This is a genomic window from Sphingomonas sp. BL-S-29, from assembly GCF_055521495.1.
In genome coordinates this window covers 742,525-760,127 of the sequence record NZ_CM145482.1, presented here as the reverse complement: position 1 = coordinate 760,127, position 17,603 = coordinate 742,525, and the positions used below count along the sequence as shown (strand labels likewise).

General features: G+C 62.3%; 14 protein-coding genes. 7 read left to right on the top strand and 7 right to left on the bottom strand.

The annotated features are described in order from the left end of the window. Positions 1-153: 153 nt before the first annotated feature. The 6 genes from ACZ1I2_RS03650 to ACZ1I2_RS03625 all read right to left on the bottom strand — a co-directional run bounded on the left by ACZ1I2_RS03650 (position 154) and on the right by ACZ1I2_RS03625 (position 5,883). The gene (locus ACZ1I2_RS03650) at positions 154-276 is read right to left on the bottom strand and encodes a hypothetical protein (protein ID WP_465181576.1); all 123 of its coding nucleotides are present in this window, start codon (positions 274-276) and stop codon (positions 154-156) included. Positions 277-637: 361 nt separating this feature from the next. Next, complete coding sequence (locus ACZ1I2_RS03645) at positions 638-1,195, bottom strand: ImmA/IrrE family metallo-endopeptidase (RefSeq protein ID WP_465175109.1); 558 nt, start codon at positions 1,193-1,195, stop codon at positions 638-640. Beyond that, a complete protein-coding gene (locus tag ACZ1I2_RS03640; protein WP_465175110.1) occupies positions 1,192-1,551 on the bottom strand; it encodes a helix-turn-helix domain-containing protein in 360 nt (119 codons plus the stop codon). The genes ACZ1I2_RS03645 and ACZ1I2_RS03640 overlap by 4 nt, the downstream gene beginning before the upstream one ends. A gap of 244 nt (positions 1,552-1,795) precedes the next feature. Beyond that, the gene (locus ACZ1I2_RS03635; protein WP_465175111.1) at positions 1,796-3,271 is read right to left on the bottom strand and encodes a hypothetical protein; all 1,476 of its coding nucleotides are present in this window, start codon (positions 3,269-3,271) and stop codon (positions 1,796-1,798) included. A gap of 50 nt (positions 3,272-3,321) precedes the next feature. After that, complete coding sequence (locus ACZ1I2_RS03630) at positions 3,322-4,239, bottom strand: LAPAL motif-containing putative phage structural protein (protein ID WP_465175112.1); 918 nt, start codon at positions 4,237-4,239, stop codon at positions 3,322-3,324. 516 nt (positions 4,240-4,755) lie between these two features. After that, a complete protein-coding gene (locus ACZ1I2_RS03625) occupies positions 4,756-5,883 on the bottom strand; it encodes a hypothetical protein (RefSeq protein WP_465175113.1) in 1,128 nt (375 codons plus the stop codon). Between the two features lie 281 nt (positions 5,884-6,164). Here ACZ1I2_RS03625 and ACZ1I2_RS03620 point away from each other — a divergent pair, with 281 nt between their 5' ends. Continuing rightward, positions 6,165-7,217 carry an HNH endonuclease gene (locus ACZ1I2_RS03620; RefSeq protein WP_465175114.1) on the top strand — a complete coding sequence of 351 codons (1,053 nt, stop codon included), beginning with the start codon at positions 6,165-6,167 and terminating at the stop codon, positions 7,215-7,217. Continuing rightward, a complete protein-coding gene (locus ACZ1I2_RS03615; protein WP_465181575.1) occupies positions 7,207-11,304 on the top strand; it encodes a hypothetical protein in 4,098 nt (1,365 codons plus the stop codon). The genes ACZ1I2_RS03620 and ACZ1I2_RS03615 overlap by 11 nt, the downstream gene beginning before the upstream one ends. Positions 11,305-11,312: 8 nt before the next feature. Here the strand turns inward: ACZ1I2_RS03615 and ACZ1I2_RS03610 are convergent, their stop codons facing one another. Beyond that, the gene (locus ACZ1I2_RS03610) at positions 11,313-11,528 is read right to left on the bottom strand and encodes a hypothetical protein (protein ID WP_465175116.1); all 216 of its coding nucleotides are present in this window, start codon (positions 11,526-11,528) and stop codon (positions 11,313-11,315) included. 549 nt (positions 11,529-12,077) lie between these two features. Here ACZ1I2_RS03610 and ACZ1I2_RS03605 point away from each other — a divergent pair. The 5 genes from ACZ1I2_RS03605 to ACZ1I2_RS03585 all read left to right on the top strand — a co-directional run bounded on the left by ACZ1I2_RS03605 (position 12,078) and on the right by ACZ1I2_RS03585 (position 17,585). After that, entirely contained in the window at positions 12,078-12,215 is a 138-nt protein-coding gene (locus tag ACZ1I2_RS03605) for a DUF3223 domain-containing protein (protein ID WP_465181574.1), read from the top strand. A 466-nt stretch (positions 12,216-12,681) separates the two neighbouring features. Continuing rightward, positions 12,682-14,229 carry an MBL fold metallo-hydrolase gene (locus ACZ1I2_RS03600; RefSeq protein ID WP_465175117.1) on the top strand — a complete coding sequence of 516 codons (1,548 nt, stop codon included), beginning with the start codon at positions 12,682-12,684 and terminating at the stop codon, positions 14,227-14,229. A gap of 107 nt (positions 14,230-14,336) precedes the next feature. Next, a complete protein-coding gene (locus ACZ1I2_RS03595; protein WP_465170971.1) occupies positions 14,337-14,582 on the top strand; it encodes a hypothetical protein in 246 nt (81 codons plus the stop codon). Continuing rightward, entirely contained in the window at positions 14,582-14,917 is a 336-nt protein-coding gene (locus tag ACZ1I2_RS03590; RefSeq protein WP_465175118.1) for a TraR/DksA family transcriptional regulator, read from the top strand. Before ACZ1I2_RS03595 ends, ACZ1I2_RS03590 begins: the two co-directional genes overlap by 1 nt. 103 nt (positions 14,918-15,020) lie before the next feature. Beyond that, positions 15,021-17,585 (top strand): cation-translocating P-type ATPase, encoded by a 2,565-nt coding sequence (locus ACZ1I2_RS03585; protein ID WP_465175119.1) that lies wholly within the window; start codon positions 15,021-15,023, stop codon positions 17,583-17,585. Positions 17,586-17,603: the final 18 nt, after the last annotated feature.

The window sequence follows — 17,603 nt, the reverse complement described above, 5'->3', positions numbered from 1 at the left end:
GGCTCCGTAGACAGTCCTGAGACCGGCCATTCATCCGGGGCGATGACCTGAGGCAGCAACTAGAAGTCGGCTGACGTAGGGATGCGCAACTCGCGGTCCGGGTAAATCCGTTAGCCAAAAAAACGGGCGCCGTCATCGGGCGCCCGTTCCTAGTTACTTCTTTGACTTCGGTGGTGGCGGGCGCTTGATAGTCTCGACCACCGAGCCCCTCTTGTCGGCCTGAGCCTGCTTCACCGTCTTGAATTTGCCGGTACCGGCATCGCGTCCGATTTTCATTGTATTGCCTCCATTTTTGGTGGTGAGGCACTCATTCGCCGTCCGGCGGATCCGGTCGCAGCCGAAGCTGCGACCGGGGGTGGTTGTGCTACTCGTCGTCGGCCAGCCAGCAGAACGCGCGCTTGCCATACTGGCGAGCGTAAACGCGCGTTCCATCGGGCAGGGTCTTCCACGGGCGACACACCCACCGCTTTCCGCGGGGAGGTGGCGGCATGAAATGCCTCCATTGATGGGCGGCCCGATGATCTTTGCGTCCAGAATCTCGTTGTGCTAACGCACATGCTGCCAAGCCGAGCTTTGGATCGCGCACCAACTCAGGGGCCGCGGTTCTGAGTAAGGATTAGGGGGCGCGGGCCATTGGTCAGCGCCCCTTATTCATTATGGATGCCGGAAGAAATGGAAGCTCCATCTTCAGCACCCGAAGGCGGATTTCTGCGGCTTCACGCGAGAGTCCCGATCGGCGCATCAACTCACTTATGCTGCTACAAGCTTGTGACATTTCAGCCGGTGCCAAGAATGCTCCGGCAAAATTGTCAGCTTGCCATTCCGGGTTCACATAAGCCTTAACCTCCCCGCGGGCTAACGACGCTGGCTTTCCGGTATGCAGCATCAAGTGACCGAACTCATGTGCGAGCGTGAAGGGATATCGCGCGTGCCCCGCACGCGCTGCGTCATAGCATGACTGGCTAATCTTAATCAGGCGTTCCGTTGTCGAGGTCGTCGCCTCGGCGTCGCCCAATTCACGATCCGGGGTGATTTCGTAGCGAAATCCCTCGAGAGCGCGCGGCAGAACAAGTTCAATCAGGCGAAGCATGTCCACCCTGTCCTGCAGATTGATGCCGAGCGCTGTACGCACGGCATTTGCATATGCCTCTATGCTAGCTCTGCTCAGCGGAGCGACAACGACCCGGGAGTTCATTTTCCACCCCCTCGGAGAAGCTTCGCAATGCCATCTTTAGCTTCAGGCGTGAGACGCGCGAACTCATGTGCGAGCTCGCCAGCCAAAATTCGATCTGACGCCGGGGCGCTATTTCCAATCATAATCTTGAACTCGGACATCGAAATTGCCGCCTGTTGCCGTAAATCGGCGGCCCCCGACGCATCCAGCTTCATCAACTGCGCGACGCGATCCGAAAAATCCGAGGGAATGGGCTTTTTGCCGGACTCGATCTGGCTGAGATAGCTGGAACTGACGCCCAACGCGTCGGCCATACCACCCAACAACATTTCGTGCTCGATCCGGAGATGGCGTACTGCCTTTCCGAACGGGGTCATTGTACTGGTCCTTCATCAGGATGGATCCCCCTGCTCTTGTCAAAATCGCTGTCCATTGGCCGCCCCCGTGCTTTCTAGTGAAATTGTTTACTATAAAGTGAAACCGTTTGGCAAGACCCGAGTTCCGGGCCGCTATTTCCTCAAGCCGCTGCTCCCCGGCTCGATGCTTCGGATCAGGATCCCGCAGTGGAAAACCGGCCCGGGGGCGGTCGGTTCGCGGGAGGTCCGCCGGCATCCGCCACCACTAGACTTTCGATTTGGGCTTCTTGAATTCGCCGGGCAACGTCCCTTTGATCCCCGCACGATAGTACTCAACCATCAGTGCGTGGGCGACGCGCTTCCTCCCCGCTTCGCCCATCGGCAAATCGCTGATGAGCATGAGGTAGGCGAAGCATTCCGCTGCATGGACGGCTTTTGCGAACAGCTCATACTCCTGCTCGCTTTGCCTGAGCAGCGGCCCGTGTGCGATCTTTCCGCGAAGCGTGAAAGCCTCTGCGACCCACGCCGCGAGATCCTCGCCAACCACGCCCGCGCCGAACCGGGTTTGCAACTGGCGCACAAGACGCAGGAACCGATCGGCGTTCTGCTCCTTGGCAATCTGCCCCAATGAATTGCTCAGCCTGCCTCTGAGCTTGTTGTAGCCCAGCTTGACCGCCTCTCGAGACATCAAGTTGGAAAGAGCCGCGACGTGCCCCTTCTCAATCGCCTGTTCGGGCTTGGTGCCGGGGGTCGCTTCGATCCATTTAGTCGCATTGAGCAGCCGGTTAGGCGTCATGATTTCTCGAAGTTTGAAGGCATCCGACATCGCCGATGCCGCACCCTCCCATTCGGCGTCACGGGCGAACCATGCGACGAGACACTCAACGAAGGCATCGCGTTCCTGGTCGTCGTGCATCAGTACAAATGCGCCGTGCAGTCTCTCGGAACGCTCTGTTTTCTCCGCGTACTTGGTACGGTCGTTGTAATAATAGATCGAGTATTCGACCGGGTAGAGCTTGTCCCTGATCGCTTGCACCCACTCCTCGTGCGTCAGCTGCGACAAGGTCTGCTCGTCCGCGAGCAGATCGGTGGATGACACGGCGGACAGAAAGCGCAGCAATGTGATTACCTGCTGGCGCATATCCTCCAGAGTAGTCGGCCCATCAAACTCAAGCTCCAGCATGGGCCAGACATCGCGGTAATAGTCGCTGTCGGCTGTACCACCGGCACTGTACGAGAGCCGCACTTTCCCGCCGATGATCGCCGCATCGAACACATTCTTGGGATTGGCACGACCGACAAGGGTGTTCGCTAGGTGATTGTAGGTGGGATAGTGCCGGAGAAGGTAATCGGCATTGAGAACACGGAAACGAGTGCGCCGGACGCGATAGTCAGGTTTCCATGCTGTCCATGCGACGAGGGTGGTGTTTGAGATAATCGCCTGATTGTAGGCGACCTTGTCGGTGTGTCCGTTCTGCCCACCGCCGAACACGACATTGTCCAACATCGTCGCGAACCAGTTGTCCTCGGTGCGAACGATAATCTCATCATCGTCGCCGACGTGGAAGTGTTCGTCGAATTTGACCAGCCGCAGACGAATGTCGCCTTTGTCGATGGTGAACGTGCCGCCGATGGTGATCGGCGGCTGAGGCGTATCCACGCCGTCAACGATCATGTTGCGCTGAACAAGCTCGATTTCAGCATAGAATGCCTTGCCCTGTTCGACGTTTATAAACTGCATTCGCCCGCCCGCTTAGATAATGGTTTGCCGCAAGGTGTCGACTGGGCCTATCATTGATCCAGTCCGCTCATCTCAATTTGCTGCGCACCAGAGCCCGGCAGGTAATTGATAACGCGTATCACTCGGTATGAGACATTCAACCAGACGCCTGAACCCTCGTCGTAGACCTGCTCAATGTTCAAATGAGCTTCAATGGCATCGCCGGCGCCAATGCGGATACGTCGGGCCATCACGTCCGCAATAAACACCGGATCGCCAATGGTCGCACCAATTTTCACCCCGTTCCAGGCGAAGTCCCACTTACGTTCACTTTTTGCGAAGACCGCCTTAATGATTCCAAGAGTTGCGCTTTCGGGAATCGTCCGACGGTTCCCGGTGGGCCGCTCAATCAGTTCGCGAACGACTGCAAACTGATTCCGATCAATGAGAAGGGCGGGGGTGTCATCCTGTTGCTTGAAGTCCTTGTAGATCCCAAGCGACGTTACCTTCGGATCAACCTCTACGGCCTGAATTGCCTTTGCAACGCTCGCCGCGACTTTCCCGTCCGCCGGAATACGTTGAGCAGCATTATAGGTGCTTCGGGGAACGACGATTTGATCACGGCCTTTTTGGATTATTACTTCGTCGGTGCTGATGACGACCTTGATATCCTGCGGGTCGAGAACGTGATTGTAGAACCACGTGACCAAGATCGGCCAGATGACGATGTTGGCGCCCCATTTCAGCGCGTCTTTGAGCGAAATTGGTCGTTCGCGTAGACGGGCTTGAAACGACCCATCAGCCACCGCTTCTAGGTGAAGTTCAAATGCGTAGCCGGGATTGATCTGATTGTTGATCTCCTGAAAAGCGTCGGAGAGCGCCACCAGAGCATTAGCGAAGGTGTAAGTGTCTACCTCATTGGGTTGGCCGCCGAAGTAAACGACGAAGCCATCTTCGTCTTTAACAGTCCGCAGGTCGAGGATCGCCATGCGGTTGGCTACCCGACGATACCCTCAGTTACAAGGCAAGGGTAACAAAGCCACGAACTACCCTTTATCGAACGTGGCAAAAAAAATGGTGGAACAGGACCGAAAACATCGATGACTTTGAGCTACAGGGACGCACCCGAACGCGTAGCGGTCCAACGTGCGATCCGAGTTCAATTTGTGAAGCGAACCTGCGTTCACGTAGCCAAAACGTTCCACAACATGCCACCAAAGTGGTAGAAAAATGTGGGACCAAATGTGGGATGCAAATTCACCACATCATCGAAAACGGCGCAGTTCCGCCATTTTCCGCTTGACGCTGGTGACCCCTACGGGAGCCTTCGACGGCAGGAATGGGCCGGTAGCGGACTGGCAGCTCGTGGCGTCGAAATGGCCTTGGCTGCGGTTGGGCAGCTGGTCGCGAGATGCTTTGCTGCGCCGACTGGCGCAGCGCCTGAACGAGGTCGCTTTCGCCGTTGAACTGTAACTCGGCGCCGACGCCGAGCATCGTTGACAGCACTAACCCAATGTATCGGGCTCGGCGAGAGGGGTAACGGAGGTCGGAGGCGCTGGCGCAGCGGCGGGCCCAACGCGCGTCGCCAGTCCCGACTCGAGCTCGCCGCAGCAGTCGTACAAGGAGCAAACTTGCGCACGCCGGGCGTCAAAGCCGTGGGTGGCCGTCATGTCGAGATCGTGGATGATCGCTTCGAGCCGATCAAACCACCGCAGCTCGATCGACCGTTTCTTTTTGGCTTGACGGGTCGTCAGATAGAGGTCTTCGAACCGGCCGAAACCCATCACCGAAAAGTGGCGGGCGCCGACTGCATCCTCGACCAGCATCATGTCGCCGATCGCCGCCTGCCAGTCGCGATAGATATAGGCCTCCTTGATTCCGAAAATCGCTGCGGCCTCGGCCGCTTTACCCGTCACCACGTCCGCCGCGAGCTCGACGCCTGCCTCGCGGCGGACGATGTCGGCACAGACGATCGCAAGCTCGGCTTGCTGCTCTTCATTCAGGTCGCGCGCGGCGAGACTGGCCTTGCTCGCCAGATAATCCGCCCGAGCGCCATCGATCTTGGTGGCGATGGCAGCCTTGTCTGCCGCCGAAGGCAGGGTCACACCCCAAAGGGAGGTCAATTCATCGAGCCGCTGAAGCTCGACATGCCCGCCATCGGCGAGCGCGGCCTCGAACTTCCCGATCGCGGCCATTTCAACCGACGCGCTGGCCTCGTCGGGATCGAGATAGCTGCGTTCGCGCCGGATCGCGCGGATCCAACCCAGCACGGCGGCAATCCGATACAACGTGCTGATCCGCTTATAGGCGAGAAACGGAATGTGCGGCGTGGCAAGCAGGTAGCGCGCCTGCTTTTTCTCGACGATCTCGTTGAGGCGATAGCGAAGACTGGTGATGGCCTCTTTCAACGGATCGGCATAGAGTCGTACCAGGTCGCGATGCGCCTTGGTCTCGGTCTCGTGGCGATCGGCCAGTTCCTCGGCGCGCTTTCGGCGCGTGAGATAGGCAGCCATCAAGAGGTCGCGCGCGACGAGACCGACGACGACACCTCCCAGCCCGATGAACGCGGCGACCACCGACGGGCTGAGCAAGACGCTGCCGGCCGCGACGCTGTTCCCGATCGAATTGCTCATCGTGTCCCTCGCCCCACCGATCGTGACTTATGCAGCATCACCGCAACGTTGCGGCAAGTCTCAATTGTCGCGAGCGCCGGTCTTCGCCTCCGATCCCAGTCGAATTGGTTCTAATTTGGCAAGTTTTTCGCGCAAATAAGCATGGCTGACTGGGAAATCTTGTAACACAATGCTTTGCCACGGGGCCGAACGCGCGTCGTGATCAATTGGACGTGTTCGCCACCTGACGACCGGCCTTGGCCCGAGCAGAACAGGAGGGGAGGACCATCGGGAGGGGCGCAGTGACGGTCGTCGACGAGATTGCGGAGGTCCGTGCCGTCATCGCGACCGGCTCGCCGGCGCGGAGTACGTTCGACTACCTTCTGGCGCATGCCCGCGCCGCCGATTTCGAGCTGGTGTGCCGCGTGGTGGGGGCAGTCAAGGCCGTGGAATTCCAAATCCGCGGCGAGCGGCGCAATCCGTTTGCCGCGCAAGCCGCGCGCGGCCATATCAATTTCTATCTGCGCGGCCCAATCCTTGCCGAGCATCTCGGACTATACGATGCCGCAGCCCAGCGCTTTGCCGCTGCCGACCCGAACAAGCGCGGTGAATTCCGCACGCACCTCGAGACGGTTGACGAGGCGCGCGCGATGCTCGACTTCCTGCGCAACCAAGACGCCTGGCCGCGCCATCGTCACGCGCAACGCTTCCTCAGCGAGGCGTTCCAGCGGGTGACCGGCGAGCATCTGCTGCGCGCCGCCGAGCGGCTCGCAGACGGTTTCACCGATCATGGCTTTGGTCCGTCGAACAAGTTCGACCTGCTGTTCGACGGGCATCGCTTGCCCCCGAAAGCCGTGTTCGGCGTCGCCGCCAGCGAGGCGCTCGGATTCCCGGTCGGGCCCGAGAATTTCAGCGGGGGCGAAACCACGACCTGCTTTCGCGTCCTGCGCGCGCATGGCTACGCCATCGTTGCCAAGGGCGACAGCGACAGCATCGATCCGGCGTTGGTCAGCGACGAGGATCGCAGCTGGGCGGAAGGCAAACTCAAGCTCATTGCTCATCTCCGGCGCGAGCGTGGCGTCGGGCTGGCCTCGGCCAAGCGCGACCAGTTCCGCGCGCGTCATGGGCGTCTCTATTGCGAACGCTGCGAGATGGATCCGGTGGAAATATACGGCGAGTCGGGCCAAGCCTGTATCGAGGTGCACCACCGCGACACGCATGTCGCTGCGATGGACGAACGTCACCGAACCAGGCTCGACGATCTCCAATGCCTGTGCGCGAACTGCCACCGGGTCACGCATCGCGAACTCAAGACGACGCTCGTACCTGTAGAGGCCGTTGACGATGGCGAGTAATCCAACAACCGGACGCGATGAGCCGATACGGTTCGTCCTCAATACCGACCAAGCGCCCGAATTCTGGCAATTCCTGAACGGGCTGCGCGGCGACGACCTTCTCGTCGAACTGATCGTCAACGAACTCGATGCGCGGTCAACCCACACCGAAATCCGCTTCGAACCCGACCGCTTGGTGTGCGCGGGAAATGGCGACCCGATCGACGAGGGCGGTTGGGAGCGCCTCGCCTTCATCAAGGGTGCCGGCCATGCGGTGAAGGCCAAGGTCGGATTGTTCGGCGTGAAGAATCACGGGCTGAAGGCCTGCTTCACGCTCGGCAATGACATCCTGCTCCGCTCGGCCGGACGCCAGATCCTCCAGACCCTGTTTGCCGACGGTCCCGCCGCGCCGCCTTACCCCGGTGTGCGCGTTCCCCCTATCGCCGATCCGGCAGCCCCGCCCGCCGGCACGCAGATCGAAGTCGGCTATCGCCGCCGGCCGTTCGCGGTACCTTATGGCGAGCAGATCGCGTTCGCGGCGATCAGCGACGAGCATATCGCAGCGGTGTTCACGGACGCTGTCGCAACTTTGCCCAAGCGGCTCCTCGGGATCATGCGCCCGGATGTGCTTGACGACTATGCGCTGACGCTGTCGCATCACGCGCTCGGCACGCATCGCTTCAATTTTTCCGCAGGCCGGATCAAGCGCGACGAAGGGCTGGTCACGTTCTTCCGGGAGTGTCGCGAGGGCGACGGCAACGCCAGTCAACTGCGCGAGCGCGAGCAAGCATGCCTTGTGGTGTCGCCCGAACGCTCCGCCAGCAAACCGCGCTTCTTCCAGGCAAGCGCGTACCGAAGTGGGGGCAAGAAACTCTTCGCGCGCGATGGTCTCGTCGTCGAGGTCGCCTGGGACGTCGATGCAAAGGGCAAGCCACGGCCCGGTGCCGGACGGCTACGCTACCCGGTCGGGTATCCCGGAACAGACGCGAGCTCCGCGTCGGGCACCGGTTGCTATTATTCCGGCCCGTTCGTCTCGGACACCGAGCGGCATGAGCTCGCGGCGCAATCGGGCGCGGCTAACGATGCGATCATCACCGCGTGCGACGAGCTGCTGAGCCTGGCGCTCGGCAAGCTCCTCGTCCCGCGCCACGGCGCCAAGGCGCTGACGTTGCTCGAACCGCTCGGTGGTGATCGCCTGCTCGGCATCGCCAATCGGCTGATCAACGCCCAGGCCTTTCCGGTGGTCGACCGGAGCGGTCGCGTGTCGCGCCACAAGCGCGGCACGATGCTGGTCGTCCCGAGCTATGAGGGGTCGGAGGCCGAGTGGTCGCCCGCCCTCGCCAAGGTCTCCCCCAACCATCTGCCGATCCTCGACCCCAAGACCCCAAACGCGCTCGTGGGCCTCCTCGCATCGGGCAAATGCCAGGGCTGGAAAGCAAATCATCTGCGGTTCGACGCGAAGGACGTGATCGACCGGCTTCAAGCGGTCGAAGCGGAATATTTCCCGTGGCGCAGCGATGCCGAATGGCGCCGTGCCATTGGCGATCCCGCGATTGCCAGGCTGCATCTCGATGCCGCACTCCCTTATCTGAGCGATAGCAAGCCGGCCGACCGAGCCAGCGGTGCCACCGCGCATCTTCCCGATGGCGAACGGCATATTCATCCGCTTAGCGCGCTGAAGCGAGGCGCGGCGATACCGACCGAACTCCTCGAGCTCGACGTGCCGCCGGTTCTCCACCCGCAACTGCGTGGCCATCCGGTGTTCAAGCTCGAAGGCTGGAAGCTCGACGGCTATCTTTTGCGCGATCTGTTGCGCGACGGCGGGCTCGAGGCGAAGCCAGCCGCGGTGCGACGGCGGCTGTTCGGCTGGATCGCGAGCAATGTCGACGAACTGAGCCGCGACGACTGGCCGGCAGTCAAGGCCCTGCCGATCTGGCCCGCCGTGAACGGCTCACTCCACGCTTTCGACGCGCTCTGCCAGCCCGAACCGAAGGTGGCGACTGTGCTCAATGATGCGATCGCCAGACCAGCCCGCGAAGTGCGTGAGCTATGCGCGCGAATGAAGGCGAAGAAAGCGCGCCTAGTTCTGCGCACCGAGCCGAGCGACGACGAGATTCTCGCTTTCTATCGTGCGGGTGTCGCTGCGTTCGCGCCCGACTCCGACATCGATGCAGCGGGAAGGCTGGCCTTCCACGCGTTCGAGCAGCGCCTCTCGAGCCTCGCCCGGACAAAGTCGATCGCCCCACGCCTGCGCGCGCTCCGCGACGAGGCGCTCGTGCTCAGCCAGACGGGCATTGTCCGCCCAGCCCAGACGCTGGTTCGCGAGACGATCGAGGTACGTCGCCTCTGTCTCCAGCCCAAGGATTTGCTCGACCGGCCCGATACCGACCTCGACGACGTCTTGCCGCCCGCGCGCAAGCCAACGGCGTTCATGGCGTTCGAAGCCTTGCGCGACGATCCTGCGAATGACGATGCGCGTTTGCCGCGCCTGGCCGTCATCACCGCAACTGTCGACCTGTTGATCGGTCCCCAACTCAGCCAGCTGGCCTGCCTGCCGCACGAGGGTAAGCTCGTCAGTCCTGATAGCCTCGCCTTCAAGGGCAATATTGGTGAGTTCTGGGGCGGCTGGAAGACCACGATCGGCGGCGACGGCCTGAGCGACGAGGCGCAGGATCTCTATCGCGCCGCAGGCGTCATTCGAAGCTTCCCGAACGCCGAGACCTCTCGCGCCTATTTTGACTGGTTGAGCCGGCAGCCGGCGGCGACCGTGGCCGCCCAGCTCAGCTGCGTGATGCGGCACATCTTGAACAAGAACGGCGTCGCCAGCTGGCTGCTGGCCCCCCCCGAACTGCCCTGCATACCCATTGAGGAAGCTGGAGAGGTCCGCTTGCTCACGCTCAGCGAGGCCAAGCGAACCGCCGTGGTCAACGACATTCGCGAGCTCGGCGATGCCATTCGCGGGGATACGCCCAATCCCAGGCTGCTGCTTGCGATTGACAGCGTTCGCGTTCCGGCGCAGCCGATCGGCGACATCCTGAAACAATGGGGTGTCCCCACGCTCTCGTCGATTGCCAAGGAGCCGAGCAATCCCAGCGGCGGATCGATCGAACCAGCGCCAGCGCGCTATCTCGACTTGGTCCGCCGGCTTGCCTCCGCGACCGCAGGACGGCGGTTCCGCAAGCAATTGTCCGAGGTCGATGTCGAACAGAATAGCGTGGAACCGAAATTCCAGCATCGCTTGCTCGCGATCCGCCGAGTGATGGTGGCATCCCACCTGACCGTCCAGTTCAAGGTGCGCGGCCGGACTTACCGGGCGCGCCGGCAATGGGCGGTGCTGCCAGATGAAATCTGGCTCGACCGCACCGCCGATCTCGACGACACACTGATGGAGGCGATTGCCGACATCGTCTTCAAAAAGCCGCGGCTGCGCTATCTCGGCATGGTCCTCAAGGGTGCCATCAACCAGCGCGCGCAGGATTTCGAACCGACCGTTCAGCAACCGGGACCGGACGATTTCGACGATGCGACGCCCGAGGAGGATGTCGGGGAATCAGCGACGCCGCATCCGGGCGCGCCGCCAAACCCCGAGCGCAATCAGCCCAAGCCGGGCGAGCTCTACACTGGGGGCGAGGTCAAGCACGTGAAGAAGGGCCCGGCGACCACGCGCCCGCAAGTGGTTGCGGAGGACATCCAGCGGCGGCAGCTCAAGATCGAGCATTATGCGTCGCACTGCCAGATGGAGCTGGCGCGCAAGTCGCTCGCCGAACTGGCACCGCCCGGCTCCTATGCCGAGCATGCCGAGAACCGAATCCGGATGATGGAGGCCCATCATCCCGACAAGACCTCGGCGAGCGGCGCGCGTCACGCGGGCAATCTCCTCATTCTCTCCAAGGTCAATCATGAGGGTATCGGGACGCGGCTAAGCCGCGGCGACATCACCGACGCGTTGCGCGATCGCTGGGTGCCCCACCAGATTCGGGACGCCGCCGGCGAGGTCTGGCTAGAGGGCGGGATCGCGAGCGCAGTCGACAAACTCAACGGCGACGTGATCCCGTTCTTCTTCACGACGTGGCACCGCGACTACTGGCTGTCGATGGCGTCTGGCTGACGACGGAATCACGCTCTCTTGTTGATGATCGCGAGCGCCTTGGCCAGCGGCAGCGGCGCGTCGCCGGACTGGTCGAACAGAGCCTTGGCGTGGCGCTCCAGAAGCGCTCGCTCGTCAGCGTTCGACCGGAGCTTCCTCCCGCCGATCAGGATCGGCCCGCGCAATGCCGGTGTCAGGTCGTATTGCTCGTTGTCGTCTTCATCCTGCGGCACCGCGAGGCGCAAACCCTTTAAGGTCGCGAACGCCGTCGGTTTGATAACGGCCACGGGATCGACCGTAAAATGCGTTCGTCCGCGCTGGGGTGCGTATCCGATGGCTGACGGACTACTTTGTCCCCCTCCTTTGCCGTTCCCTCGTCGCCTCAAACGAATGGCGGCTTTCGGGCATCCTCTATCCATCACCGAATGACGGATTATTGGGCGCGTCGCTCACAGGCAGCTTATGTCAACGTCTGCTAGGCGGCTCTTAGGCCGGAGGCGTTCTGGCAACTTTCGAAGAACCATCCAGGAATAGCGGAATAGTCGGTCGGGCGTTGACCGCCGACGCGTAAAACTAGAAGTCAGGTTCATCTAGATCGCCCGGCGATAGGTCGAGCGTGGGAGAGGCATAGTGCGTGTCGACGGCGTAGACCGCAGAACCGACCTCCAGAACATCAATGGTGCCGTCGACATATTCGAGTCCGGCATTCGAAGGTGAGGGGATGGGAGAGGCGAAGTTGAGGAAGTCCAGGTCGGCGTCTGGACAGGTGGCGGAGGGACTGTCGGACGGCTCCGATGATGGGGAGGCGCAGATGGTCGCCGCGTCGCCCTGCTGACTATGGTACCAAGTGCTTCTGGGTAAATCGTATCGACGGAACCACCGAAAAATTCGCTCATCGGGCCTGCGTCTACGGCAACGTCCGTCCCAGCTAACCCTCGACGTTACAGGTTTAGCATTCAATGCGCGTTCGCTGTCGCATGTCCGCTTTAGGGAGCGCTCGCGACGGCGCGGAATGACCGAAATTAGGGCGCGAAGCAGACTCCGGGTGTCATTGAGAACCACCACATCTCGTATCCGATGTGGGGAAAAGTGTGGGGTAGGCGAAAAAAACTCTCGAAACTATCTCTTGATTTCAATGGCATATCGAAGAAACTGAAATACCTCCCGCTCCGCCAACACCTTGATTTTATTGTATTATTTCAAAATCGTTCAGTCCGGGTACTTAGTCGGCAAGTGGGCTGGCCCGAGTGAAAGTCGGGGATACGTAGACTTACCAAGTTTCGGCGTCGGTGGGCCGGCGTAGCAGCGTTCGATGGACCAGAGCAGCAGCACGCCGACATGACGGAGAAAATCACTCTCGCTTTTCACGGAGCGGCGCGCACAGTCACGGGTTCCTGCATGGAATTCACGCATCGGGGGAAGCGCATTCTCGTGGATTGCGGCCTCTTCCAGGGCTCGCGTACGCTGGAGACACTGAATCACGGCGCATTCGCGTTCGACGCGCGCCACGTCGATGCGGTCATCCTCACCCACGCGCATATCGACCATAGCGGTTTGCTGCCCCGGATGGTTGCCGAAGGCTTCACCGGCGACATTTGGTGCACCGAGCCGACCGCGGCGCTGCTCGAGTTCATGCTTGCCGATGCGGGCCGCATCCAGGAGGGCGACGCTGCCCGGCGCAACCGACGCAAGGACCGCGCGGACCTGCCCGATATCAAACCAATCTACACTGAGCAGGACGCGATGACTGCCTGGAGGCAGGCCCGAGCGGTCGCCCTCAAGGAGTGGTTCGAACCCGTTCCCGGTTTCAAGGCGCGCCTGTGGAACGCCGGACACATATTGGGATCAGCCTCGGTCGAGTTGCTGGTCGGTGGCACCCATATCCTCTGCTCGGGCGATATCGGACCCGAGCACAAGGCCTTCCATCCCGACCCTGAAAGCCCCGCAGGCTTCGATCATGTCATCTGCGAGTCCACCTATGGTGACCGCAAGAGGGATGACGTGACGATCTTCGAGCGCCGCACCATCCTGGAAAACGAAATCACGCAGGCGCTGGCGCGCGGCGGAAACCTCATCATCCCGGTGTTCGCGCTTGAACGGACGCAGGAACTGCTGCTCGATATGGCGGCGCTCATCGACGCGAAACGTATCCGGTCCCTGCCGATCTTCGTGGATTCGCCCCTCGCCAACAGGGCGACGGCCGTCTTCGCGAAATATGCAGATACGCTCGAGGACATGAACGGCGAGAATATCTTCCGGAACACGGCGTTCCATTTCGTTGACGCCACTGCGGAGTCGATCCGGTTGAACAGTGTCTCGGGAGCGACCATCCTGGCTGCATCCGGCATGTGTGAGGCGGGGCGCATCCGGCATCACCTCAAGCACAATCTGTCCAAGCGCGAAGCGACGATATTGTTTGTCGGCTTCCAGGCCGAGGGGACGTTGGGCCGCGTAATCCTCGAAGGGGCAGAACGCGTGCGTATCTGGGGCGAGGATATCGTCGTGCGCGCTCAGATCCGCCACATCGACACCTATTCCGCGCATGCCGACCAGGACGGCCTGCTCGCCTGGATGGGAGCTCGCCGTCCGGTTGGTGGCAGCCTCTTCCTCGGCCATGGAGAAGCCTCGTCGATCGAAGCGCTGCGCCAGCTCGCCCAAAGCAGACGGATCGCGCCCTCGATCCTCGTGCCGGAGATCGGGGAGGCCTACCATCTCGAGCCCGCGACGCCCGCCGCGCGAATCAGGACCGCCGATCCGAAACTTCAGGACGTGATCGGGCCGGACTGGCAGAACAGCTATGCCGATTTCGCCACGAAACTGAAACGGGAGCTCGCGCAAATCGAGGATATAAGGGCTCGTGAGCATGCCGTTGCGGATATGCGCGCGGTGCTTGAGCGCTATAAGCATGCCCGCGCGGAAGGATCGGCCCGGCGACATCAGCCATGAGCATTTGTCGACGGCCATCGGGCTCATCACGCCACGCCCATGGTCCGGAGAATCCCGTAGCGACTCCGTATCGCATGGATGGCACCGTCCTCTTGCGGAGGTGATTCATGGACGCACTTGAAATTCCCTATCTGCTCAAGCGAGCGCGTGCGCATCGGCGTTTGAGTCAAATCGCGAAAAGTGGCGAGGCGCGGTTGATCCACCGCCAGTTCGTCAACAGCTACCAGGCTCTCCTAGTGGCCATTCGGCGCAGGTGCTCGTCACCGGAGACCTGTTTCAGGACGGTGAAGAAGCAACGGCTCGGCCTGGTCGATGGGATTGCGGCGATGACTACTGATGGGAAGGTGGCCTGATGCCGGACAAGATTGAGACTCGTGCCCGCCTAACGGGGCGACTCGCCGAGTTGGTGACGGAGGTTGGGCGTATCGAAGGCGAACTGGGCCGACCGCTCGACGACGACTTTGCCGAACAGGCAGTCGAGCGGGAGGGTGACCAGGCGCTGGACACGCTGGAAAGCGCTGCGCTCGCAGAAATCGAACTGACCAGAAAGGCAATCGCGCGGCTTGACGCGGGCAGCTATGGTATCTGCACCCGTTGCGGCAACGCCATCGAGGCCGACCGGCTGAACGCGCTGCCAGCGACTGCGCGGTGTATCGGCTGTGCGGGCGCGGGGCATATCGCCAAGTAGTGAAGAAGGGCCTGGGCGCGCTGGAGAAGCTTGCCCGTGCCCGCATGTCTTCAATTGCGCACCGCGCCGATAAAGCTGAATGCGGTCCCAAGCGGGAGGATTCATGATTGACGGGAGCCGATCGGCCGGCCTGACCGCCGAGACGGCGCGCGCGCGCCTGGCAGCGGATGGACCTAATGAGCTGCCGCGTGCCGGGCAACGGTCCATCGCGCGCATCGCGATCGAGGTCCTACACGAGCCCATGCTGGCGCTACTGCTGGCGGGCGGGGTCGCCTATCTCCTGCTTGGGGACCTGGCCGAAGCATTGATCCTGCTTGGCTTCGCGTCCTTCTCCGTCGCTGTCACGGTCATCCAGGAAACCCGCACCGAGCATGTGCTCGAGGCACTGCGCGACCTGTCGGCGCCGCGCGCGCTGGTCCTCCGCGATGGCGTGCGCCTGCGCATTGCCGGGCGCGACGTGGTACGCGACGATCTGCTCGTGCTCGAACAGGGCGACCGGATCGCGGCCGACGCGATGCTGGTCGAGGCAGCGGATCTTCAGACCGACGAGTCGCTGCTCACGGGTGAATCGCTACCGGTCGGCAAGACGATCGCGAACGCGGGCGCTCCCACCGCGACGTTCCGCCCCGGCGGCGAGGGCCAGCCCTTTGTCTATTCGGGCTCGCTCGTCACGCGCGGCACCGGCATCGCCCGCGTGCTGGCGACAGGGCCGCGCAGCGAAATCGGCCGGATCGGCCAGTCGCTCGCGACGCTCGATACCGAAGCGCCGCGCCTGCGCCGGGAAACCACGCGGATCGTCACCTGGTGCGGGATCGGCGGGGGCGCGGTTGCGCTGCTTGTGGTCTTGCTGTTCGGCCTGCTGCGCGGCGGCTGGATCGACGCGGTGCTGGCGGGCATCGCGATCGGCATGTCGATGTTACCTGAGGAATTCCCCGTTGTCCTGACAGTGTTCCTTGCGATGGGCGCGTGGCGAATCGGCAAGGTCGGCGTGCTCACCCGTCGCGCTGCGGCGATCGAGACACTCGGTTCCGCAACCGTGCTGTGCACCGACAAGACCGGCACCCTTACCGAGAATCGCATGTCGGTCGCCGAGCTCTGGCTGCCGTCGGGCGACACGCTCGCGGTTGGGCCGGACCTGCGCGTTCCCGCAGCCTATCATGGCCTGATCCGGACGGCCGCGCTGGCCAGCGCGGCCGAGCCGACCGATCCTATGGAGATCGCGCTGCACGATGCCCAGGGCACGGTCCTGGGTACGGCTTTGTCCAGCGGCGCGCTGGCGCATGCCTATGCGCTTCGCCCCGAGCTTCTGGCGATGTCCAATATCTGGGACGATGGCGATGCGTTGACCCTTTCCGCCAAGGGCGCACCCGAGGCAATCGCCAGCCTGTGTCGTCTGCCTGTGCAAGACCATGCGGCGATGACCGTCGCGGTTGAGGCAATGGCGATGCGTGGCATCCGCGTGCTCGGTGTCGCGACCGCCACACCACGCGATCGGGCCTGGGCCAAGACGCAGCTTGATTATGACTATACACTGGTCGGGCTGGTCGGGCTGGCCGATCCGATCCGCGCCAGCGTGCCCGGCGCGGTCGCCGAGTGTCGCAACGCGGGCATCCGCGTCGTCATGATCACCGGCGACTATGCGGCGACCGCGCGGTCGATCGCCACCCAGGCGGGGATCGCCGACGGCGACGTGCTGACCGGCGTTGACCTGGCCAGGCTCGACGACGCCACGCTTGCAGGGCGCCTGAAAACCGTCACCGTCTTCGCCCGGATCATGCCCGAGCAGAAGCTGCGCATCGTCCAGGCATTCAAGGCGGATGGCGAAATCGTCGCGATGACCGGCGACGGCGTCAACGACGCGCCGTCGCTCAAGGCGGCGCACATCGGCATCGCCATGGGCAAGCGCGGTACCGATGTCGCGCGCGAGTCCGCGGCCATGGTCCTGCTCGAGGACGATTTCGGGTCGATCGTGCAGTCGGTCCGGCTTGGCCGGCGAATCTACGACAATATCCGCAAGGCGATGGCGTTCATCTTCGCGGTGCACGTGCCCATTGCCGGCCTGGCGTTGCTACCCTTGTTCTTCGGCCTGCCGATCCTGTTCGGACCCGTGCACATCGCGCTGCTCGAAATGGTGATCGACCCGGTCTGCGCCCTGGTGTTCGAAGCCGAGCGCGAGGAGGACGACATCATGTGCCGTTACCCGCGCGATCCGTCGGAAGCCCTGTTCTCCCTGCCGATGATCATATGGAGCGTGTTCCAGGGCGGTCTCGCCTTCGCGATGCTGGCGACGGCCTTCCTGGTCGAGAGCTGGTCCGGCATGCCCGAGACCGAGCTGCGTGCGCTGACCTTTTTCGCGCTGGTCGCCCAGATCGTCGCGCTGATCCTGGTCAATCGATCGTTCGGCGCGTCGCTCCGGCAAGCGCTCGTCCGGCACAATGCGGCGCTGCGCTATATCGCCCTTACCATCACTGGCGTGACCGCCCTGATCCTGTTCCTGCCTTCAGCGCAGGCCTTGCTGAAGTTCGGATCGATCGCATGGAGCGACATGGTGCTGGCCCTCGGCCTTGGCGTTGTCCTTTTGTTGCTGCTTGAAGGCTGCAAGCCCCTCGTCCGGCGCCTCACGGAGCGCATTGCGCCGATCCCGATGCGCGCTGGCAGCGGCTCGTGAGCGACGATATGTCGTTCA